Raw genomic sequence first — 20,309 nt, forward strand, 5'->3', positions numbered from 1 at the left:
GTTAAGTTAAGTAAAAACCTTACTGAAAAAATAAATGGAAAGAAAGTAGCTAAGAAAAATTAAACTGGAAGTGATTAAGGATGGAAAAAGAAACTATAACTGCCAAAATTAATGATTATTTCACACCCGTTAAAGAGGTTTTAACAGTATATCTTTTTGGTTCCATTGTAAAAGGCAAAAACAATAAAAATAGTGATGTTGATTTAGCGTTGTTATTTTCAGATAAAATTTCATTACAGGAGCGGTTTGAAAAGAAATTAGAGTTTGCCATAGATCTGGAAAACGTATTAAATAAAAAAGTTGATATTGTAGATTTAAGTGAAGCTGACTTATACTTTGTACATCAGGTCATGTTAAATAAAGAAATTATCCTTGATAAAGACATCCATTACAGGGTTTCATTTGAAGTTACACGGCGCAAATCCTATTTTGACAGGAAACCATTTTATGATCTATATCATAACCATGCCTTAAAACGCTTGGAAAGGGGCCTTTAATATATGATCGAAAGGGAAATAATAATTCGAAAGTTGTCCTCCCTGTCAGAATATTACACTGATTTAGAAACTGCCAGGAAGGAGCTGAATTGGGAAACGTTTTTATCAGATAAAGTGGTGAGGCGCTATGTGGAAAGGACTTTGCACATAGCTATTGAGGCTTGCCTGGATATAGCTAATCATATAATATCTTATGAAGGATACAGGGAGCCTAAAAGTAATCAGGATACGTTCCAGGTTTTAATTGAAGAGGGTATTTTTGATAAAGATTTTGGTCAGCGGATGATGAAAATGGCCCAATTTCGCAATGTAATTGTCCATGACTATATTAAAATCCAGCCGGAAATTGTCTATGCGGTTCTTCAAAAACAGCTTAAAGATTTGTCCCAATTTGCCAATACTATGAGAAGAGTATATTTGTGATGCAATTAAAAAAAGCTGCTAATAAATCGTAGGCAGCTTTCCTTGTTTCATCTGGCAATTTTTACTGTTTGATGTACGCTGTACTATACACTATGGTTTCTTTGGCTTTTCTTTTATCTTTTATGGCAGGATGTTTTTCTGTCCAGTGCCCTTATAACTGCGCTGGCAATATCCTCTGAAGTAAGGCCATACTTTTTCAGCAGCTCATCTGGCTTTCCTGACTCTCCAAAGGTATCCATGATTCCTACCCTTTCTAAAGGAACCGGACATCTTTCCCCCAGCACCTCTGCAACTGCACTTCCAAGGCCTCCAATGATATTATGTTCTTCAGCAGTTACAACACAGCCTGATTGGGCTGCCTCCTCAATGGCAGCCGCATCTATAGGCTTTATTGTTGACATATTGTATACAGAAGCCTGAACACCTTCTTCTGCCAGCTTTTCTGCAGCCTCCAAGGCCTTGCTCACCATTATTCCCATGGCAATTATTGAAGCATCCTTACCTTCTCTTAGTTTACTGGCCTTACCTATTTTATAGGTATAGCTTTCATCATATAATACGGGAACCCCTGATCTTCCAAGACGTATGTATACCGGCCCATGATAATGATAAGCAGCTTCTATAATTTGTTCAGTTTCCACAGCATCAGCAGGCACCAAGACAGTCATATTGGGAATAGCCCTCATAATAGCAACATCTTCATTTGCTTGATGGGAAGCACCATCCTCACCCACTGTAATTCCCGCATGGGTCGCAGCAATTTTTACATTGAGCTCTGGATAACATATTGAGTTCCTTATCATTTCAAAGGCTCTACCTGTAGCAAACATTGCAAAGCTGCTTGCAAAGGGAACCTTGCCTGCCAGTGCTAGCCCACCGGCTACACATGCAAGATTTTGCTCTGCTATTCCCACATTAACAAATCTATCTGGAAACTCTTCTTTAAAAACAGCAGTCTTTGTAGATTTGGAAAGATCTGCATCTAAAACGACAATATTGTCATACTTTTTTCCCAGCTTAACTAGTGTTTTTCCATAGGCATCCCTAGTGGCTATTTTTTGCATATAAAATCCTCCCTGTGGCAAATTATTAAATGGCAGCTGCATGCTTAGCTGCCGGCTAGTTCAGCAAGAGCCTTATTTCTCTCATCTATATTACATGCTTTCCCATGCCAATCTGCACAATCCTCCATATATGACACACCCTTGCCCTTGACGGTCCTGGCAATTATCATGGTAGGCTGCCCTTTAAACGAAGCAGCTTCATCAAAAGCCTTGTCAATTTCCTCCAGATTATGCCCGTCAATCTCCAATACATTCCAGCCAAAAGCTCTCCACTTGTCAGCCAGCGGCTCTGGCGACATAACATCTTCAATTTTTCCGTCAATCTGGAGACCATTATAATCCAGGACAGCAGTAAGGTTATCCAATTTGTAATGTGACGCCAGCATTGCCGCCTCCCAAACAATACCCTCCTGTATCTCCCCATCTCCCACCATGGCATAAACCCTATAATCAGCCTGATCCATGGCGGCTCCCAGGGCCAGTCCAACTGCTATCGAAAAGCCCTGCCCCAGGGAACCTGTTGACATCTCTACTCCAGGAACAGTTTTCATATGGGGATGTCCCTGCAGATTGCTGTTAATCTTCCTTAAGGTCATTAACTCTTCAATTGGAAAGAAGCCTTTTTCTGCTAGAGCAGCATAAAGCACTGGTGCAGCATGTCCCTTGGAAAGAATAAACCTGTCTCTAGATGGGTTTTTAGGATCAGCAGGGTCCACCTTCAGCTTCTTATAATATAAAACCGTTAGAATATCTGCAGCCGATAGAGAGCCGCCTGGATGACCTGAACCTGCTTCTCCTATCATATTAATAATATGCTGCCTGATCCTGTTTGCCTTTTCTTCTAAATACTTTTTTTCATTAATATCCATCTGCATACTACCTCCTGGTTATTATTTATAAATAAAGATGCACCTGACTTGTCTAAAAAAGCCAGAGGAAGTTTTGCAACTGATGTGGCTGCGCATCTATAATACTGTTCATTGACTGCTAGCCACTAGCCAGAAGAACCGTCCCCCTGGTTGGAGAGGCTTTTAAAGCCTTCACCAAGGGCTTCATGGACGTGAGTTATGATTATAAATGCATCATGGTCTATGTCATGTACCAGTACCTTCAGCCTTGTCACCTCGGCTTGACTGATTACAACAAGGAGAACATCCCTTTCCCTGCCGCTGTAAGCCCCTTGTCCCTTCAGAATCGTTACTCCTCTATTTAGATTATCAAAAATACCCCTGGTTACCTTATCTGGCGTGTTAGAGATAATAATGGCAGCCCTGGCATAATGAAAACCCTCCTGAACTAAATCAATAAACTTGGCAGTGGCAAAGAGTGATATAAGGGCAAAAAGGGCCAATTCCACATTAAAAAAAATTGCCGCTGTGGTAATGACAAAAGCATCAATTATCAAAAGCCCCTGACCAGAGCTCATGCCGGTAAATCTTTTTAACAGCTGGGCACCCAGGTCTGTGCCTCCAGTGGTGCCTCCAAATTTAAAAACTATACCAATTCCAATTCCGGCAAGAATACCTCCATAAAGGGCGGCCAGGAAGGGGTCTGTAGTTAAAGGTGTGACAACTGGTTCTAGATAATCTATCACCATGGCCATGGTTAAGGTTCCGAATAAGGTCTTTATTCCAAACCTTACACCTAGCTCCTTAACGCTAAAAATAAACAAGGGAATATTAATTGTCAGCATGGTCAGACCAACAGGAAAGCCAAGGGTATGAAAAACAACTGTTGCCAGGCCGCTAACTCCTCCGGCAGCAATCTTGTTTGGCACCAGGAATAATACCAGGGCAAGGGCTGTTAATACTACTCCTACAAATATCCCAAGATATTCTATCACGAAACGTACCCATTTAGAAGACATAATAACCCTCTCTTAGACATATTATGACCTTATTATTCCACCAACCTTAACATAAATTACAAAAGGTGAGAAATTGTTGTTCATAAGGCAGGTAGCGGTGAAATAAAGGACCATGTTAAATAGTTGATTTAACTATTTAACATGGTCCTTAACTGCTAAAAGCTTTTGTCTATGGAATTTGCTGCAGGCTGCTCTCTTCACGCTCTGGAACATCCTTGTGAATGAACAGTCCGCACCAGCAGCGCCTCATTTTATCAAACTGTTCTCTATGAAAGGGAATACAGGGACAAACAATCTTCATGTCCCTTTCCCTGTCCCCTACTATTGCCTGACATGGGCAGTAGGGACTTCCATATTTTTTTTCAATTTGAACCTCCTGTTCAAGAAGGAATTCCACCAGCTCTTCATCCTTGGAAAACCTGTATCCCAGCTTATCAACTACTTCCCCGTACCACTTGCGAAATTTTTCTTTCCTGTTGCTTGTGCTCATGTTAATACCCCTTTAAGATAAAAGCTCTTTAAATTTCTCTTCATTATAGCCAACCACATGCTTGTCACCTATTTTCACCACAGGAAACTTGGCATCTCCTGTTAGGGCCAGGACTTCATCAACCAGCTTTTGTTTTTCTTCTCCCTCCTGCAGGTCCACATCAACAAAGTCAAAATCCACATTATTTTCCTTAAACCACTTTTTTGTTCTTTGACAGTAAAAGCAGGTACTTAGAGCATATAAAAACACCTTCATTTTTTCACTCTCCCTTTATATTAATATATACTATTCCTTGTTCTACCTTAGTCTCATAAATAGGAAGTCTAATTTCCGGAGCAGCGGTAAATTCCCCCGTTCTAATATCAAACAGCCAATCATGACAGGGACATTTAATTAAATATCCCTCCAATTCCCCCTTATGCATCGCACAACCAAGATGGGGGCATAAATTTAATAAAGCATAAAGCTCTTCTCCCATCTTAATAACTATAATTGGTTTGTCCTCCACCTTCACCCGATAGGGCACCTTTTCCTGTAGCAAGCTTTCCTCGGCTACCTTCACCCACATATGTACATGTCCCCCCTATGTATAGTATTAGTACTATAGTATTGCTAAATTAACAATATTAACTATGTTTTTTCATGTGATTTGATTTACCCTTACTTCTTCAATTGCACCAGGCCAGCAAACTGCTAGACATGCTCCACATCCTGTGCAGTTATTGTTGATTATAAAAGGGTCGCCAAACTCCTGCTTTCCTGAAATATCTTTTATTTGGCTGTGGCTATAACCTGTATCAATGGCATTATGCCCGCAAACAACAGCACAGCTGCCGCAGGCAATACAATTATTGTTGATTTCATACCTCAAGGTCAATCACCCTTTTATGTGCTTTTGACCTTATTATCTGTAAGGCAGGATATATTTATCCCATGCTTACATAAGAATTACTAATATCAAAATCTTCCCGACCGGATAATTGAGACTATTAACCAGGTAAATAAAATAAAAGAGGAAACAAAAGCTATTTCTAAAACGGGAATCTGCCAGAAAAAATCACTACCGCCCCTGCCAATGGAGGAAGCTATGATAAGACCTGCCATGACAAGACTAAAGGATAATAGTACTATACTAAAGGATAATTTATTTGCTATTTTATCTAGATATGCAAAGATTACATTGAGGTTTTGGATTTGCAGCTTAAAAGACATATCGTCCCCCAGGGCCTTATCCAGTAAGCGATCAGCCTTTTGGGGCATGCCAGACACAAGTTCAAAATATTCCTGGAAGCTATTGGATAGCTCTCTGGTGAGGTTTCTGGGATCATACTTGTGTGCTATTAGCTTTGCTGCAAAGGGTTCAGCAATCTCAATGATACTGATTGTTGGCTCCAGGTCTTTAAGAACCCCTTCTAAGACAATAAGCGTTTTTGCCATTAAGGTCATTTCTGTAGGAATTTTTACCCTGTGGGCAAAGGCCAGTTCTAAAACCTCTCCAATTACCTCTCCAATGTTAATTTTGCTGAGAGGCACAGTATAGTACAGGCTTATCAGCATGTCCATGTCCCTTTTCAGCTTATCTATATCTGTGGTTTTACTGACAACGCCCATTTCCAGAATGGCCTTTACTATTTTATTGCTGTCTTTTCTCACCAGGGCTAACACAAGCTTGATAACCTGCTTCTTTCTTTCCTCAGAGAGGTAGCCCATTAAACCAAAATCCATAAAACAAATCTTATTACCCTTCTGGACAAAAATATTTCCTGGGTGAGGATCTGCATGGAAAAATCCATCAAGTAATACCTGCTTCAAGACAGCCCTTGAGAGCTTCTCAGCTATAATTCTTTTGTCATAACCTTTGTTGTCAAGCTCCTGGAGATTACTCAGCTTGGTGCCCTCTACATATTCTAGTGTCAGCACCTGAGTGCTGCTGTAATCCCAGTATACCTTTGGCACCTTTATGTCTTCATCCTGGGCAAAGTTATTCCATAATCGTTCGGCATTACGACCCTCAACTGAATAATCTAGCTCCCGTTTAAGCCCCCAGGCAAATTCCTCTACAATTTCAACAAGATGATAGTGTCTGCTAAGGGCAGAGCGACTCTCAGCAAGCCTGGCAAGATCAAACAATATTTCCAAATCAACCTGAACAACAGCCTCTACCTCAGGCCGCCTGACCTTGACCACGCATTCCTTGCCATCCTTCAAGCACGCCCTATGAACTTGTCCAATTGAAGCTCCTGCTATTGGTTCCTCATGGAAGCATTCAAAAATCTCTTCAAGAGGTGCTCCAAGCTCCCCTTCCACTTGTTCCCTGACCCTTTCAAAGGATATGGGAGGTATTCTGTCCTGGAGTTTTTGCAGTTCTATGATAATATCCTTTGGCAGGAGATCAGATCTTGTGCTTAATATTTGCCCAAATTTGATGAAGGTTGTTCCTAATTCCGTAAGGGCCTGCCTCAACCTCTCTCCCCTGGTTTTTTCTGCATCCTTGTGTTCATCAGAATCCTGCTTGAGTCGTTGATGGTATGGCAAAATATCTGTTAGATTGAGCCTATCCAACAGATATCCAAATCCATGCCTGGCTAGAATATTAGCCACCTGTCTGTATCTTTTTAAATGCTTGTACCTTCTTCTGATCAACATTTAATAATATATCCTCTCTTTGCTCTAGACATCTTATGGTCGGGCTGTGCGAGAGCCAATAGTCCCGTAAAAGGTAATAATATTTTCCCCTGTTTCCAGGCTGTGGAGCTCAGTATCATAGGGCAGGGTTCCTATTGTTATTTCAAGGTTCGTTCCAGCTTTAAATCTATCCCTAAACAAGTCACCCAGGGAATGCTTATCTATCCTAAAATCCTCAGGCAAAAAAGCAAGGCTGCCATTTTTAAGGGTAAACCTTCCTAGGAGGGCAAGGTCTACTTTACTGCCCAACACAGTTACCTGGCTTTTAACAGTTGAGATGTCTTCACTTAATTCTATTGTTACATTACCAAGCCCACTTATGGGGTTATCCTTAAGATAGTCATTCAGTCCCTGTTCTGTTATTTTAAATTTAACAGTACCAGCCCTCTGCATTTCATAATTAATATCCCTTTGCAGTGCACTTACTACATCAATTCTTACTTCCTTTAACTCTATATAAAGGTCATTTACAGGAACCATGCCAAAAACTGCCGACCCCACAAAGATTTCTGCCCTGTCTATTCTGCCTGTTAATATTTTTATGGCTGGAAATGCATATATTTTCACCTGGACATCCTGCATTTCCCACTGCTCTTGAAGAGCCTTTTCCATGGCTGCTGCTAATTTGCCTGGCAAAATCATCTGGGCAAGTGCCATGAGCAGTCCTAAAATAAGGATGATAGAAAACAACCTCTTCATTAACGACTCCCCCATTCGTTACTTTAGGTTAGCAGTCTATTTTTGGCTCCCCAGACCATGAAGGTAGGCAGATATGAAAATATCTAAATCTCCATTCATAACCTTTTCTACATTGCCAACCTCAACATCGGTTCTATGATCCTTTATCATACTATAGGGGTGGAACACATATGACCGGATTTGACTGCCCCAGCCTATATCCTGCTGTTCTCCTCTTATTTTTACCAGTTCCTCTTCCTTTTGCCTTTGCTTTAATTCAAACAGCTTTGCAGTTAGAATCTTCATAGCCGCCAGCCTGTTTGCATGTTGGGACCTTTCATTTTGACACTGCACAACAATGCCGGTAGGCAGATGGGTTATCCTAACTGCCGAATCTGTTTTATTTACATGTTGTCCGCCGGCGCCCCCTGCTCGATAGGTGTCAACCTTTAATTCAACAGGATCTATCTTTAGTTCCTCCTCATCTGAAACCTCAGGAATCACATCCACCGAAGCAAAGGAAGTATGCCTTCTGCCGGAAGCATCAAAGGGAGATATTCTTACCAGGCGGTGAACCCCTTTTTCAGATTTGAGATAACCATAAGCATTATCCCCAGCCACACTAAATGTGACACTTTTTATACCTGCTTCATCGCCAGGAAGAAAATCCAGCACCTCAATAACAAAGCCCTTTTTCTCTGCCCAACGCATATACATTCTATAGAGCATCTCAGCCCAATCCTGGGATTCAGTACCCCCAGCTCCTGGGTGAAGTGATATAATTGCATTATTCTTATCGTAAGGCTCACTTAATAAAACCTCTATTTGCAGCTTTTCTACCTCATCTTCAATGCTAACAAGCTTAGCTTCTATTTCTTTTAAGAGATCGGTATCATTCTCCTCTTCACTAAGCTGGCACATTATCTCCACTTCTTCAAGGTATGTCTCCATCTCCTGAATCTGGTGTATCTTAGCTTTAAGTCCATTTAACTGCTTCATGATTTCCTGGGCTTTTTGCTGATCATCCCAAAAGCCCGGCTGGTTAATCATTGCTTCAAGCTTTTGGACAGATATTCTTTTACTTTCCAGGTCAAAGAGAAGCCCTCAATTCATCAAAATCCTTTACCACCTTATTCATTCTCCATCTTATCTCTGCTAGCATAAATTAACCCCCTGTTTTGAAGTTTTCCAACTTTCCAACTTTATATTTTCCGACTTCCGACTTCCGACTTCCGACTCCCGCCTTTACTGTCCGCAGCACTTTTTGTACTTTTTGCCGCTGCCGCATGGGCATGGATCATTTCTGCTAATCTTTTTTTCAACTCTTACAGGCTTTTGAACTGTATCCTCAGCGTATTTATTCTCTGAAACCTGCCTGGGCTGTTCAGATTGCTTGACCACGTTTATTCTGTAAATGTAGCGCACCACATCATCTTCAATACTATCAACCATTTGTGTGAACATGAAGTGCCCTTCTTTTCTATAGGCCACAAGGGGATCCTGCTGGCCATAGGCCCTCAAGCCTATTCCCTGCCTCAGCTGGTCCATTGAATCCAGGTGATCCATCCATTTCTGATCCACCACCTTTAACAGCACATACTTCTCAATATCCTTAAACAATTCCGGGCCAATTTCTTCTTCTCTCTTTTTATAGTTTTCAAGGGCCAGCTCTTGGAACATCTCTCTTAATTCATCCTTTTCCAGCCTGGCAAGTTCTTCAGCAGTCAGCTTGTTGTTTACAAGGAACAGCTGCTCAGAGTAGTCAATTAGGCTCTTTAGATCCCATTCCTCAGGATAGGGACTGCCGGCAGCGTACATGTCTATTGTTTTATCCACTACACTTTCAATCATGCCAAGGATTGTCTCGTGAACCTTTTCCCCCTTAAGAGCCTTTAATCTTTCAGAGTAGATGACTTCTCTCTGGTGATTTAACACATCATCATATTCCAGCACGTGTTTACGAATATCAAAGTTTCTGCTCTCCACCTTTTTCTGGGCATTCTCTATGGATTTTGAAATTAGTGGGTGATCAATGGGTGTGCTGTCATCCATGCCTAATTTATCCATGATGCCGCCCAGGCTGTCAGAACCAAAGAGTCTCATTAAATCATCTTCCATGGATACATAGAACCTGCTTGAACCTGGGTCTCCCTGACGACCAGCTCTACCTCTGAGCTGGTTGTCAATTCTGCGGCTCTCGTGTCTTTCCGTACCTATAATATGAAGACCTCCAAGGTCCTTTACACCATCACCCAGTACAATGTCAGTACCCCTGCCGGCCATATTGGTAGCTATGGTAACAGCCTTTTTCTGCCCTGCATTGGCTATTATTTCTGCCTCTCTCTCATGATGCTTGGCATTTAAAACCTCATGGGCAACTCCTTTTCTAGAAAGCATTTGGGATATTAGCTCTGATTTTTCAATGGATATGGTACCCACCAGGACAGGCTGTCCCTTGGCATTTCTCTCAACAATTTCCTCAACAACAGCTTCAAACTTACCCATTTCGGTTCTGTAAATCTTGTCAGAATTATCTTCACGAATCATGGGTTTGTTAGTTGGAATTTCAACCACGCTCAACTTGTATATCTTTACAAATTCCGGCTCTTCAGTTGCCGCAGTACCTGTCATGCCTGCAAGCTTGTTGTACATCCTGAAATAGTTCTGGAAGGTAATAGATGCCAGGGTCTGGGATTCGTTTTCTATTTTAACCCCTTCCTTTGCCTCAATTGCCTGATGCAGTCCTTCACTATACCTTCTTCCAAACATAAGGCGGCCTGTAAATTCATCTACAATAACAACCTGACCTTCCTTGACAACATAATCCCTGTCTCTTTTCATGAGGGCATGGGCTCTCAGGCCCTGGTTTACATGGTGACTAACCTCCATATTATCAGCAAGGTTTTCTATCCCCAGCATTTGCTCTACACGCTCCGTACCCTCCTCAGTAAGGGTTACAACCCTGGCCTTTTCATCTACTATATAATCCTCGGTCTTCTTAAGCCTCGGAATAAGCCTTGCAATTGTATAGTAAAGCTGGGTTGGCTTATCAGCCTGCCCTGATATAATAAGGGGGGTTCTGGCCTCATCAATTAGAATACTATCAACCTCGTCAACAATTGCGTAATTAAGTTCTCTCTGCACAAGGTGGTCTATACTAATGGCCATGTTATCTCTAAGGTAGTCAAAACCAAATTCATTATTAGTACCATAGGTTATATCAGAGTTATATGCAGCTCTTCGCTGTTGAGCATCTAACCCATGTACTATTAATCCAACACTTAACCCAAGGAATTTATATACCTCACCCATCCACTCACTATCACGCCTGGCCAGGTAATCATTGACTGTAACAACATGGACACCTTTATCAGTAAGGGCATTAAGGTATGCCGGCAGGGTAGCTACTAGTGTTTTACCTTCACCGGTTTTCATTTCAGAGATTTTACCCTGGTGCAGCACAATGCCGCCCATTAGCTGAACATCAAAATGTCTCATTTTCAAGACGCGCCAGGAGGCTTCTCTGACTACTGCAAAGGCTTCAGGAAGTATGGTATCCAGGCCTTCACCATTATCAATTCTGGACTTAAATTCTTCCGTCTTGCTTCTAAGCTCAGAGTCACCAAGCTTTTTAATGTCTGTTTCTAAATGGTTAATTATGTCTACAGTTTTCTGCATTTTCTTTATTTGCTTACTATTATCATCCAAAAGATTTTTTATGAAACCCAACATATATATATGCACCCCTCAAAGGTTTACTGTATTCTAATAGTTTATCATTCAATTCCATTTATTTCAACTTATGTTCAAGGCAATGGTGCCAATAATTAGAAAGAGAGGGTTTCCCCTCTCCGAAGCTTTAAAATTCAGGTTCTATCAAACCATAGTTTCCGTCTTTTCTTTTGTAGACCACATTTACTTCCTCTGTATCAGCATTTGAAAAAACGAAAAAACTGTGTCCTATCAAATTCATCTGCATAATCGCTTCTTCAACTGGCATGGGCTTTAGAGCAAATCTTTTAGTTCTAACCAGCTGGGGTTCTTCTTCTTCAGCTATCTCACTTAATGGCGGCATTTCTCTAATACTGGCATCTCTTATCTTTCGAGAAACACGGGTTTTGTATTTTTCTACTTGTTTTTCTAACTTGTCAATAACCATATCGATGGATGCGTACATATCTCCAGTTTCTTCTTCACCCCTTAGGAGATATCCATTGAGCGGCATGGTAACCTCAACCTTATGTCTATCTTTTTCTACTGTAAGTGTTACTTGGGCTTCCTGATCGGTGTCAAAAAATCGCCCCAACTTTCCAATTCTTCTATCAACGTGATCCTTTAAAGCTGGAGTAACCTGAACATTTTTGCCCCTGACATTAATATTCATAACATCCGCTCCTTTCATTTCTTTTTTTATATATTCAATTCTCAGGTAAAAAAATCCTTCTTTTAAACTATTTTTCCATACTTTCTTCAATAATATGCCTTTATCTGGCAGTAATTGTCGATAAAGAAGACTTGGTTCAGAGGCTTTTGATTTCTATGTATAAATATACATTAGCGCTCATGAATATATTTCTACAATTTCCTTAAATCCTTGCAATCATTAGCAATCCATGTCGAACTTTATTGTTAATGGACGAATATGGTTAATTAACCTGTGGATAATGTGGATAAAGTTGTTAATAACCTATACTCCAATGGTTCTGGCTGGGGAAAAAGAAAAAATGTCCTTTGCACAGGTCTGAAAGTATGCATATTTATTACATAATGTCACAACCTGTTGCAAATGTTAGCACATAAACCTCTTTTATGCCTCCTTTCAGTAATTCACGACAACATAATGATACAGTGCTGCCGGTAGTATAAACATCATCTACAAGGATTACCCTCTGGAGGTTTACCTGTTTTTTGGCTCTAAAGACATGGGCAAGGTTTTTAAGCCGCTCCTCTTTTGTCAGCTTAGCCATTGGCTCGGTATCAATAGTCTTTTTCAAAAGATCTCCAACAGGAAGCCTAATATAACGACTTAATTCGTGAGCTAACAGCTGTGATTGATTATATCCCCTTTCTCTTAATCGCTCGGTGCTTAAAGGGACAAAGGTAATCAAGCTGCACTGCATAAACTCCTTATACTTTAAAGCCTCCAGGGCCATAAGTCTCCCCATTGGTCCAGCCAGGCTTTGTAACCCCTGATATTTAAACCTTTGAAGTGTCTCCTTTATTATCCCTTCATAAGCACCAACAGCTTTTGCCATTATAAAAGGCGGCCTTGATTTCCCACAGTCATTACATATTATTTGGCCCTTAATGAACTTGCCGCATATTTTACAGGTAATATAATTATTATTCCATGAGCTTATCCCATATAAGCATTTATTGCAAAAAATATTTTCATATAAGGTAAGGGAATTATTACAAAAGCAGCACTTATTTTCTTTTGTATAGATAATATGTTTTAAACTCTTTGTTAGCTCATTTAACATTCTTTACTCTCAGCCTCCCTGTATTAGGCAGTCTTTTCAAATAACCTTTATCCGCTGCCTCCTTATTAATGCTTTTAATCCAGGATATGGCCTGCTTCATAAAGGGAGTTGTCTGGGAACCAATAAACCACACCTTGCCTGACGGATTATCTGTCATTCGACCTGCCCTGCCTGCCATTTGTACCAGGGTTGCCGTATCAAAAATATATTGATTTTCTGCAAATAATACAATGACATTTACCTTTGGTACATTAATACCTCTTTCCATAAGGGTTGTTGTAACCAGAACAGGGAACTCACCCTTTAGAAAGCCCTCTCGTTTTTTGTCCCTTTCAGGATCCTGAGAATGGGTATAATCAACCCAATTTCCCCCAAAGTTATTAAAAGGGGGGAGTTCGAAGGCTTTTTTAAGTATTTCCCCAACCCTTTCAGACAAAAAAATTGTAGGTACAAAGATAAGCACCTGGGAAAATTCTCCTTCTATACTTTCATGAAGGAAACCCAACACCTTTTCTGGAATAACCAGATCATTATCTTTTAACTGAAGGGACTTGTCTATAATAATTTCAGGCACAGGCAGGGGGTAACCATGATGTCTGGCAGGTATTGTGACAATTTCAATGGTGCTTCTGTCCATTTTCAGCAGATATGGCGGTGGTGTTGCAGTCATATAGATGATTTTCCCTCTGGGATGTAAGGCACGGTTTAAAGCATTATACAGCATGGTGCTGCCATGATATGGAAAGGCATCTACCTCATCTAAAATAACCAAATGAAATGCTTCATAAAACCTTAATACCTGATGAGTTGTGGCTAAAATCAAATCCGCCCTTTTAAACCTTTCGCCACTTCCCCCATACAATGCTGCTATTTCTACCCCACTAAAGCACTTTCTTACTCTTTTTTCAATATCTATTATGGTGTCTTTTCTTGGCACTGCAAATAATACCTTGCAGCCCCTTTTTAATGCATCTGCAATACATGGAAAAGAAACCTCTGTTTTTCCTGCTCCACAAGCTGCCCAAACCAGACATTTATTCAATTCACTGCTCTTGGCGAATTTCCACACATTAACTGCTGCATCCTTTTGGGCCGGAGTAAGTTCAAAGTCAAAGTGTATTTCAACCTGCTTGGGAATGGGTTTGCTGTAGTGGGGAAAACCATATAATTGCATACATTCTCTTGATTCTCCCATGGAAATACAGTCTTCGCAATACCAGCAATCATTTGAACCACACTCTAAACAATAAGACTGTTTGAGATTCTCGCTGCTGCCGCACCGAAAGCATTTTAACTGCCTCTTTTTCCCCTGCCCTACACCTGGAAAAACCTCTGCTTTATGCTGCAGAGACAAAATCTGGAGCAAATCTTCCAGGGGGTTTTCAATGTTGATCTTACTGTAATTAAGCAGGGCCTCAGCTTCATCAGCTAAAACATACCTTCCTTCAAGGCATGGCAGTATTGCATTGGCTTCCTGCCTTTTCTCCAGTATCTTAACCCTGTTCACATGGGCATTAGAGCATGTTATTAGTTGTGGTTCATCAAGCTCACCTAGACCTAACCTGACAAGCCAATGCTGCACCAAATCATATTTTTCCTTTAACTGGTTTCCATGAGATAATGTGAAGGGTATCTTTCCTGCCAGGTATCTGGCAATGCCTTTAATTGATGAATCTCTTCCGCTGAATTTAGTGCCTTTTATTTCTTCGTGGACAGCAGCAGAATTTAAAATAAAATAGGCTTGTCCAAGAAGCAGGGGAGGAGTAAGAATCCACAATTGCTGACAGCCCCAAACATCCATATGAAAGTTCAGGTCTAACACCGGGTCATGCGACAGGTTAACTATGTATTTATCTTTATTCCAGGCTATATAGAGCATGTACCGCATTCCCATGATAATCCCCCCTGGCATATATTTCTTTACTCAATACTACCTTTCCTTCAGTGAAATCTAGTATTATATGTAGATACATGTCATATTCTATTAATCTGGCTCCTGGCAGTAAAATATTCTGTATCTTTATCCATAACCAGCAGCTGATAGCCCCCTGACGCACCCAACGCCTCACTGTACATCTCTATGATTTCTTTGGGCTCCTGCTCATCATTTATCTGCAGCACTGGGAAAGTATACTTAGCTGCTAATTTTTTTAAGATTTCATAGGTTCCGTCATCAGATCCCTTATCTAACACAATTAATTCATGAGCAGCCTGCCTTTTCATAATATTCACCACATCTCTTAATACCCCTTCACAGATTTCTGCACAATTGTAAGTCCTTAGCACAAGGGTGGATTCATATTCCCTCAAGGTGGCATTTTTTATGTATAGGGTTGAAATAAAAGAAAGCAACCCTATAATAACAACCAAGAAAATATATATTCCCACTACTGTCACCTCCCCCTACACTGTTATCATATGCAGCTATAGAGGGAAAGGTTACACAGTTTATTCTGAGTTTTCCTGTATATTTGTTTTAAAAATATGGAATTACTGTAATTGAGATTTTTATTTGAAAGGATGATGCTATATGCCGGCCGATGAATGTATTCGCTGTGGGGCTTCTTTAAAGCTCCAGGATGATTTAGAACTGGCACCTGTTTGTACACAAAATGGTGAAATATGTGCTCGCTGCTATAGAGAAATGTCTGACGAGGAACTAAAGGCGTATATCAAGTGAAACTTATACTTCCTGATAGATCTTATAAGAGAAGCCTTTTGTATTTCACCAATACAAAAGGCTTCTCTTCGCAGCTGTGCAGCCATACGTGTTAAAACTATCCTGCTTAAAAATCTAGATCCTCCCGAACAAATTGTTGTATTTTCCTTAATTCATCCTCACTCTCTGCCTCTGCATAAAGCCTAAATAAGGGCTCTGTACCAGAAGGGCGTATAAGCATCCAGGATCCATTTGCCATCTTTAGCTTTATCCCATCAACTGTTAGTTTTTCCACAACTAACTGACCATTTATCTTGGCAGGTGAATAATCCCTGACTGCAGCTAACATGCCAGGCATGTTTTCGGCTGGAACTTCAATATCCAGGCGCTCACTTACGAGTTTGCCATATTTTTGGTATAAGTCCTCCATAAGCTCCCCAAGGGATTTGCCGGACTGTGCTACCATTTCAATTATTAACAGACAGGCTAGAATTCCATCCTTTTCTGGTATATGCCCCCTAATGCTTAAACCACCGCTTTCTTCACCACCCAGGATGCAGTCCTTCTCTAAAAGGATCTTCCCAATATATTTAAAGCCTACTGGAGTTTCATATATGTCCTGGCCGTAATGTTCACATATCCTATCTAAGAGGTGGGTTGTGGCCACAGTTCTTGCAACAGGGCCCAGCCAGCCTCTATTTTCAATTAAATGGTGTAATAGAAGGGCTAGTATTTGATTTGGACTGAAGTAGGTTCCATCTCTATCAATGGCCCCAAACCTATCAGCATCTCCATCTAATGCCAATCCAAGAATAGAACCTGTCTCCTTAACCTTATGAACTAGCTCATTAAGGCTTGAACCCATGGGTTCTGGCATACCTCCGCCAAAAAGGGGATCTCTGCAGCCATGAATGGGATTCACGTGACAATGACTGTCACATAGAAAATTATCTAAATAACCCGTTCCGGCACCAAACATAGAATCAACTACTACCTTTACAGGTGTTTTGTTAATATATTCCCAATTTATTAAGCTGTACAGGTGATTTAAATAGTCATCCAGAGGACTAATGTATTCTATCAGTCCTTCAGAATCTGCAGTTTTTATGGGTTTAATCCTAACCATATCAAGGGTTAATGTATTAAGGTGCCTTTCTATACTATCGGTAATTTCAGGAGTAGCGGGACCTGCATATTCAGGGATAAATTTAATGCCGTTATATTCTGGCGGATTATGGCTGGCAGTAATCATTAATGCCCCGATTGCGCCATATTTTTTTATTGCATATGCTGTAGTTGGGGTAGGGGCGGGTTTGTCTATCAGTAAAACCGGTATGTCATTGCCCGCTAATACCTCGGCTGCTTCTAATGCAAACTTGTCAGATAAAAACCTTTGATCATAGCCAATAACCAGTTTACCATTTTTACCAGTTTCACTTATGTAATTTGCTACTGCCTGTACAACCAGCCTAAGGTTGTCAAAAGTAAATTCCCTTGCCATAATGGCTCTCCAGCCATCCGTACCGAATTTAATTGTGTTCATTGTAAAACCTCCTTAAATTGTGAAAAAGACACTCAAAATACTACACTATATAGTTTATCAAGTTAGGACTTATTTATTATAACTTTTTCTTCAATTAACAAAAAATTCCTGCCTAAAATTTTTTTTAATTAAATTTTTGTGATAGTGTAAAGAAAAATGACTGCAGCAGGAAGCCGCAGCCAAAATTAGGAATGAAATATTTAAGTAATTTTTATTTTCTTAAGCTGTTCTTTTGATTTGACAGTTGCAGCATACTCAAAAAGCGAGGTATAGTTCGGTACTGAATATCCCTGGGCTTCCTCTATAGTCCTCATAAGCCTCTCCCTTTCTGAGCGCAAAGACCTTTTAATAATACCTGGCATTTAAATCACCCCCAAAATTTAGATTTAATAATGTAAAACAAATAAATTATTTTATTTTATGCAAATTGATTGTTAAAACATTCACATTCCCTACTACTATTATAGGCCCCAATAAAGCTTTTGTAAAACCCCCCTATCAGCCAAAAAATGGGCTTCTTACACTTGGCTCAAGGCAATGCGTTTCAATGCACTTCAATGCAAATCAATGCAAAAAAAGCACCTGGAAATTAAACCAGGTGCTTATTTAACAAAATCACCATGGACCCAACCTGTTTTATTACCTTCAATAATTATTTCATACCAGCCGGATGATTCAGAAACAACACTAACCTTGGTGCCATTTCCCAGGCTCGCTATGATAGCAAAGCTGGTACTAGGACCGCTGCGAACATTTACACCAGCCGCTGCAGCAACTTCCATCACCCTGGCAGTGCCGCTGCTTGGAGTAGTGCCTGAGCTGTTATTATTCTGGTTAGTATTTGAAGTGCCCGTTGAGGGGCTTCCTGTCTGACTTGATTGGCTGGTTTGATTTGTTGGGCTTGTTTGATTTGACTGGTTAGTTTGTTTTGTTTGATTAGATTGACCTGATTGGCTTGCTGATGAGGAGCCGGTGCTTGTCCTTCCAAGCTGAGCTTCCAGAGCTGCAACAGTACTGGTTAAACTTGTAATTTGCTTTTCCAGCTCAAAAATTTGAAATTCTAACGCTGCAGTCTTTTCTTCTACTGTTTGAACTATGTAGCTTTCACTAACAAGGGGGTCTTGTGATGATCCAGGCATAAAGCCCCCTGCAACTACAAAGTTTCCTAAAGTGATACCTAAAACCAGGGCAGCTACCATGGCAATTCCAACCCAAAGCTTAAAAAATCTCACAGGCTTGTCCTCCAATATATAAAAGGTTTAGTAATACATGTATAGTATTTCAATACTCAACTCAAACAGGACCACATCATATATGGACAATATATTTATGCCCGTCCCCCTTTAGCCCCCAAAATGCTTTGCCTTTTGTCTTCTTGAAAAGGCAGCGAAGCTAAGATGATTCATTCCTAAAAGCATTATAACTGTTAATCCAATAAGTATAACAACTGCCTGAGGAGGCGCCATTAATGACATGAGCACAGCACTACTTCCCAAGCAAAGATTGACTACGTAAATTATTAAAACTGTTTGTTTATGCGTTAATCCCATGTTTAGCAATTGGTGGTGCAGATGTTCCTTATCTGCTTGAAAAATCGGTGTTCCATTTAAGAACCTTCTTATGATAGCATACATGGTATCAAATATGGGAATCCCTAAAATTACAACTGGTATGAAAACGGAGATTATAGTTGCACTCTTGGTTAATCCAACCACTGCCAGAACTGAAAGAGTAAAGCCTAAAAACATGGACCCTGTATCACCCATAAATATTTTGGCTGGGTTAAAGTTAAAGGGCAAAAACCCAAAAACAGAACCAGCAAGAATTATTGCAAGGACAGCTGCAGCAAAATGTCCTTCTAACAACGCCACCACGCCAATAGTAACTGCAGCAATACCAGAGGTCCCTGCAGCTAAGCCGTCCAGGCCATCAATCAAATTAACAGCATTTGTAACCCCAACAATCCAGAGGACTGTAAAGGGAATTGCCAGCTTGAAATTTTCTAAAAAAAGAACTTCTGCAAAGGGATTTGTAAGAATACTAACCTTAACCCCAAACAATACAACCACCAGGGCCGCCAGGGTTTGACCCGCCAGCTTAACCTTTGGTGATAAGCCCTTTATATCATCTACAATACCAAGCAAAACAATTATTGTACAACCAAGTAAAATTCCAACAAGCTTGCCATCTATAGTTTGGGTCATAAGGACCGCTGCCATAAAACCTGCATATATTGCCAGCCCACCCATCCTTGGCATTGAACATGTGTGTACCTTTCTATCACAGGGTGCATCCATGGCACCCCATTTTCTAGCCAGTCTAATTACAATTGGTGTTGAGATAAATGCCACCAAAAAAGCTATAACAACAGGCAATAACACCTGATACATTCGTTCTTCCTCCCCCACTATGTTGCTTACGCAATACTAATAGTGTACTAAAAATTGTTAATTTTTTCAATCAATATTTTTGACATTTTCTGCTTTCTGCTTTAAGAACCAATCATAAAGGTTAGTTCTCCCTCGGCAGCTAGTTCTTCTCCCACATAGGCTTTTCCAACACCTTTGCCAACAGGGCCCTTTATTTTCACAAGCTCCACTTCTAGACGCAGCTGGTCACCAGGAACCACCTGTTTTCTAAAACGAACCTTGTCTATACCTGCAAAAAATGCTATTTTGCCTGCATATTGTGGCAGTTTCAGAACAGCAACAGCCCCCACCTGTGCTAAAGCTTCTATTATAAGTACGCCTGGCATTACAGGATGATTTGGGAAATGTCCCTGAAAATGGGCCTCATTTACTGAAACATTTTTAATTCCAACAGCCCTCTTGCCCTCTTCTAACTCTATAATTCTGTCCACAAGCAAAAAGGGGTAACGATGGGGAATTATTTCTTGTATTTCTTTAATATCAAGCATAAC

General features: G+C 40.5%; 23 protein-coding genes. 3 read left to right on the forward strand and 20 right to left on the reverse strand.

The window, feature by feature from the left end; all coding sequences use genetic code 11:
- Positions 1–80 precede the first annotated feature (80 nt).
- Positions 81–497 carry a type VII toxin-antitoxin system MntA family adenylyltransferase antitoxin gene (mntA, locus tag K364_RS0110810; RefSeq protein WP_028308043.1) on the forward strand — a complete coding sequence of 139 codons (417 nt, stop codon included), beginning with the start codon at positions 81–83 and terminating at the stop codon, positions 495–497.
- A 3-nt stretch (positions 498–500) separates the two neighbouring features.
- Positions 501–920: a type VII toxin-antitoxin system HepT family RNase toxin gene (gene hepT, locus K364_RS0110815; RefSeq protein ID WP_028308044.1), complete on the forward strand. Its 420-nt coding sequence runs from the start codon at positions 501–503 to the stop codon at positions 918–920.
- A gap of 113 nt (positions 921–1,033) precedes the next feature.
- Here the strand turns inward: hepT and K364_RS0110820 are convergent, their stop codons facing one another.
- From K364_RS0110820 to K364_RS0110890, 15 genes are all read right to left on the reverse strand, one after another.
- Positions 1,034–1,984, reverse strand: coding sequence for a transketolase family protein (locus tag K364_RS0110820; protein WP_028308045.1), 951 nt, complete (start codon positions 1,982–1,984; stop codon positions 1,034–1,036).
- Between the two features lie 44 nt (positions 1,985–2,028).
- Positions 2,029–2,853: a transketolase gene (locus K364_RS0110825; RefSeq protein WP_277995566.1), complete on the reverse strand. Its 825-nt coding sequence runs from the start codon at positions 2,851–2,853 to the stop codon at positions 2,029–2,031.
- A gap of 125 nt (positions 2,854–2,978) precedes the next feature.
- A complete protein-coding gene (locus K364_RS0110830) occupies positions 2,979–3,851 on the reverse strand; it encodes a YitT family protein (RefSeq protein ID WP_028308047.1) in 873 nt (290 codons plus the stop codon).
- A 169-nt stretch (positions 3,852–4,020) separates the two neighbouring features.
- On the reverse strand, positions 4,021–4,341 hold the full coding sequence (locus tag K364_RS0110835) for a ferredoxin-thioredoxin reductase catalytic domain-containing protein (protein ID WP_035268556.1): 321 nt from the start codon (positions 4,339–4,341) through the stop codon (positions 4,021–4,023).
- A 12-nt stretch (positions 4,342–4,353) separates the two neighbouring features.
- The gene (locus tag K364_RS0110840) at positions 4,354–4,596 is read right to left on the reverse strand and encodes a glutaredoxin family protein (RefSeq protein ID WP_028308049.1); all 243 of its coding nucleotides are present in this window, start codon (positions 4,594–4,596) and stop codon (positions 4,354–4,356) included.
- Positions 4,597–4,600: 4 nt separating this feature from the next.
- Positions 4,601–4,909 (reverse strand): Rieske (2Fe-2S) protein, encoded by a 309-nt coding sequence (locus K364_RS0110845; protein ID WP_028308050.1) that lies wholly within the window; start codon positions 4,907–4,909, stop codon positions 4,601–4,603.
- A 72-nt stretch (positions 4,910–4,981) separates the two neighbouring features.
- Positions 4,982–5,212, reverse strand: coding sequence for a 4Fe-4S dicluster domain-containing protein (locus K364_RS0110850; RefSeq protein ID WP_028308051.1), 231 nt, complete (start codon positions 5,210–5,212; stop codon positions 4,982–4,984).
- Positions 5,213–5,298: 86 nt separating this feature from the next.
- Positions 5,299–6,987 (reverse strand): 2-polyprenylphenol 6-hydroxylase, encoded by a 1,689-nt coding sequence (gene ubiB / locus K364_RS0110855; protein ID WP_051533968.1) that lies wholly within the window; start codon positions 6,985–6,987, stop codon positions 5,299–5,301.
- Between the two features lie 33 nt (positions 6,988–7,020).
- A complete protein-coding gene (locus K364_RS0110860) occupies positions 7,021–7,725 on the reverse strand; it encodes an LmeA family phospholipid-binding protein (protein WP_028308053.1) in 705 nt (234 codons plus the stop codon).
- A gap of 36 nt (positions 7,726–7,761) precedes the next feature.
- Positions 7,762–8,866, reverse strand: a protein-coding gene (prfB, locus tag K364_RS0110865; RefSeq protein WP_156946446.1) for a peptide chain release factor 2 whose coding sequence is annotated in 2 segments (ribosomal slippage) — positions 7,762–8,796 and positions 8,798–8,866 — 1,104 coding nt in all. Because the reading frame shifts where the segments join, the coding sequence is not laid out codon by codon here.
- 83 nt (positions 8,867–8,949) lie between these two features.
- Positions 8,950–11,436, reverse strand: coding sequence for a preprotein translocase subunit SecA (secA, locus tag K364_RS0110870; RefSeq protein WP_156946447.1), 2,487 nt, complete (start codon positions 11,434–11,436; stop codon positions 8,950–8,952).
- A 127-nt stretch (positions 11,437–11,563) separates the two neighbouring features.
- Positions 11,564–12,088, reverse strand: coding sequence for a ribosome hibernation-promoting factor, HPF/YfiA family (gene hpf, locus K364_RS0110875; protein ID WP_028308056.1), 525 nt, complete (start codon positions 12,086–12,088; stop codon positions 11,564–11,566).
- Positions 12,089–12,464: 376 nt separating this feature from the next.
- Positions 12,465–13,187 carry a ComF family protein gene (locus K364_RS23690; protein ID WP_051533969.1) on the reverse strand — a complete coding sequence of 241 codons (723 nt, stop codon included), beginning with the start codon at positions 13,185–13,187 and terminating at the stop codon, positions 12,465–12,467.
- Positions 13,177–15,081 (reverse strand): DEAD/DEAH box helicase, encoded by a 1,905-nt coding sequence (locus K364_RS23695; RefSeq protein ID WP_051533970.1) that lies wholly within the window; start codon positions 15,079–15,081, stop codon positions 13,177–13,179. Before K364_RS23695 ends, K364_RS23690 begins: the two co-directional genes overlap by 11 nt.
- A gap of 80 nt (positions 15,082–15,161) precedes the next feature.
- Positions 15,162–15,575 (reverse strand): glycosyltransferase, encoded by a 414-nt coding sequence (locus tag K364_RS0110890; protein WP_028308057.1) that lies wholly within the window; start codon positions 15,573–15,575, stop codon positions 15,162–15,164.
- 142 nt (positions 15,576–15,717) lie between these two features.
- Between K364_RS0110890 and K364_RS26685 the strand changes: the two genes are divergently transcribed.
- Positions 15,718–15,867 carry a hypothetical protein gene (locus K364_RS26685; protein ID WP_156946448.1) on the forward strand — a complete coding sequence of 50 codons (150 nt, stop codon included), beginning with the start codon at positions 15,718–15,720 and terminating at the stop codon, positions 15,865–15,867.
- Positions 15,868–15,973: 106 nt separating this feature from the next.
- Here K364_RS26685 and K364_RS0110900 read toward each other — a convergent pair whose 3' ends face one another.
- The 5 genes from K364_RS0110900 to fabZ all read right to left on the reverse strand — a co-directional run bounded on the left by K364_RS0110900 (position 15,974) and on the right by fabZ (position 20,306).
- Positions 15,974–17,389, reverse strand: coding sequence for a phosphoglucomutase/phosphomannomutase family protein (locus K364_RS0110900; protein ID WP_028308058.1), 1,416 nt, complete (start codon positions 17,387–17,389; stop codon positions 15,974–15,976).
- A gap of 200 nt (positions 17,390–17,589) precedes the next feature.
- On the reverse strand, positions 17,590–17,751 hold the full coding sequence (locus tag K364_RS26690) for a hypothetical protein (RefSeq protein WP_156946449.1): 162 nt from the start codon (positions 17,749–17,751) through the stop codon (positions 17,590–17,592).
- Between the two features lie 240 nt (positions 17,752–17,991).
- On the reverse strand, positions 17,992–18,621 hold the full coding sequence (locus tag K364_RS0110910; RefSeq protein ID WP_028308059.1) for an SH3 domain-containing protein: 630 nt from the start codon (positions 18,619–18,621) through the stop codon (positions 17,992–17,994).
- 111 nt (positions 18,622–18,732) lie between these two features.
- Positions 18,733–19,779, reverse strand: a complete 1,047-nt coding sequence (locus K364_RS23700; RefSeq protein WP_084295735.1) for a glycosyltransferase family 4 protein — start codon at positions 19,777–19,779, stop codon at positions 18,733–18,735.
- 101 nt (positions 19,780–19,880) lie between these two features.
- Positions 19,881–20,306 (reverse strand): 3-hydroxyacyl-ACP dehydratase FabZ, encoded by a 426-nt coding sequence (gene fabZ, locus K364_RS0110920; protein WP_028308060.1) that lies wholly within the window; start codon positions 20,304–20,306, stop codon positions 19,881–19,883.
- Positions 20,307–20,309: the final 3 nt, after the last annotated feature.

The sequence above is a fragment of the Desulfitibacter alkalitolerans DSM 16504 genome, assembly GCF_000620305.1.
GTDB classification, from domain to species: Bacteria; Bacillota; DSM-16504; order Desulfitibacterales; family Desulfitibacteraceae; genus Desulfitibacter; species Desulfitibacter alkalitolerans.

Coding starts and splice junctions, on each gene's coding strand:
- K364_RS0110820 (WP_028308045.1), bottom strand. CDS start 1,984: ATGCAAAAAATAGCCACTAGGGATGCCTATGGAAAAACACTAGTTAAG.
- K364_RS0110845 (WP_028308050.1), bottom strand. CDS start 4,909: ATGTGGGTGAAGGTAGCCGAGGAAAGCTTGCTACAGGAAAAGGTGCCC.
- fabZ (WP_028308060.1), bottom strand. CDS start 20,306: ATGCTTGATATTAAAGAAATACAAGAAATAATTCCCCATCGTTACCCC.
- K364_RS0110830 (WP_028308047.1), bottom strand. CDS start 3,851: ATGTCTTCTAAATGGGTACGTTTCGTGATAGAATATCTTGGGATATTT.
- K364_RS0110900 (WP_028308058.1), bottom strand. CDS start 17,389: ATGAACACAATTAAATTCGGTACGGATGGCTGGAGAGCCATTATGGCA.
- K364_RS23700 (WP_084295735.1), bottom strand. CDS start 19,779: ATGTATCAGGTGTTATTGCCTGTTGTTATAGCTTTTTTGGTGGCATTT.
- K364_RS26685 (WP_156946448.1), top strand. CDS start 15,718: ATGCCGGCCGATGAATGTATTCGCTGTGGGGCTTCTTTAAAGCTCCAG.
- K364_RS0110840 (WP_028308049.1), bottom strand. CDS start 4,596: ATGAAGGTGTTTTTATATGCTCTAAGTACCTGCTTTTACTGTCAAAGA.
- K364_RS26690 (WP_156946449.1), bottom strand. CDS start 17,751: ATGCCAGGTATTATTAAAAGGTCTTTGCGCTCAGAAAGGGAGAGGCTT.
- K364_RS0110825 (WP_277995566.1), bottom strand. CDS start 2,853: ATGGATATTAATGAAAAAAAGTATTTAGAAGAAAAGGCAAACAGGATC.
- ubiB (WP_051533968.1), bottom strand. CDS start 6,987: ATGTTGATCAGAAGAAGGTACAAGCATTTAAAAAGATACAGACAGGTG.
- K364_RS23695 (WP_051533970.1), bottom strand. CDS start 15,081: ATGGGAATGCGGTACATGCTCTATATAGCCTGGAATAAAGATAAATAC.
- K364_RS0110835 (WP_035268556.1), bottom strand. CDS start 4,341: ATGAGCACAAGCAACAGGAAAGAAAAATTTCGCAAGTGGTACGGGGAA.
- secA (WP_156946447.1), bottom strand. CDS start 11,436: ATGTTGGGTTTCATAAAAAATCTTTTGGATGATAATAGTAAGCAAATA.
- hpf (WP_028308056.1), bottom strand. CDS start 12,088: ATGAATATTAATGTCAGGGGCAAAAATGTTCAGGTTACTCCAGCTTTA.
- hepT (WP_028308044.1), top strand. CDS start 501: ATGATCGAAAGGGAAATAATAATTCGAAAGTTGTCCTCCCTGTCAGAA.
- K364_RS23690 (WP_051533969.1), bottom strand. CDS start 13,187: ATGTTAAATGAGCTAACAAAGAGTTTAAAACATATTATCTATACAAAA.
- mntA (WP_028308043.1), top strand. CDS start 81: ATGGAAAAAGAAACTATAACTGCCAAAATTAATGATTATTTCACACCC.
- K364_RS0110860 (WP_028308053.1), bottom strand. CDS start 7,725: ATGAAGAGGTTGTTTTCTATCATCCTTATTTTAGGACTGCTCATGGCA.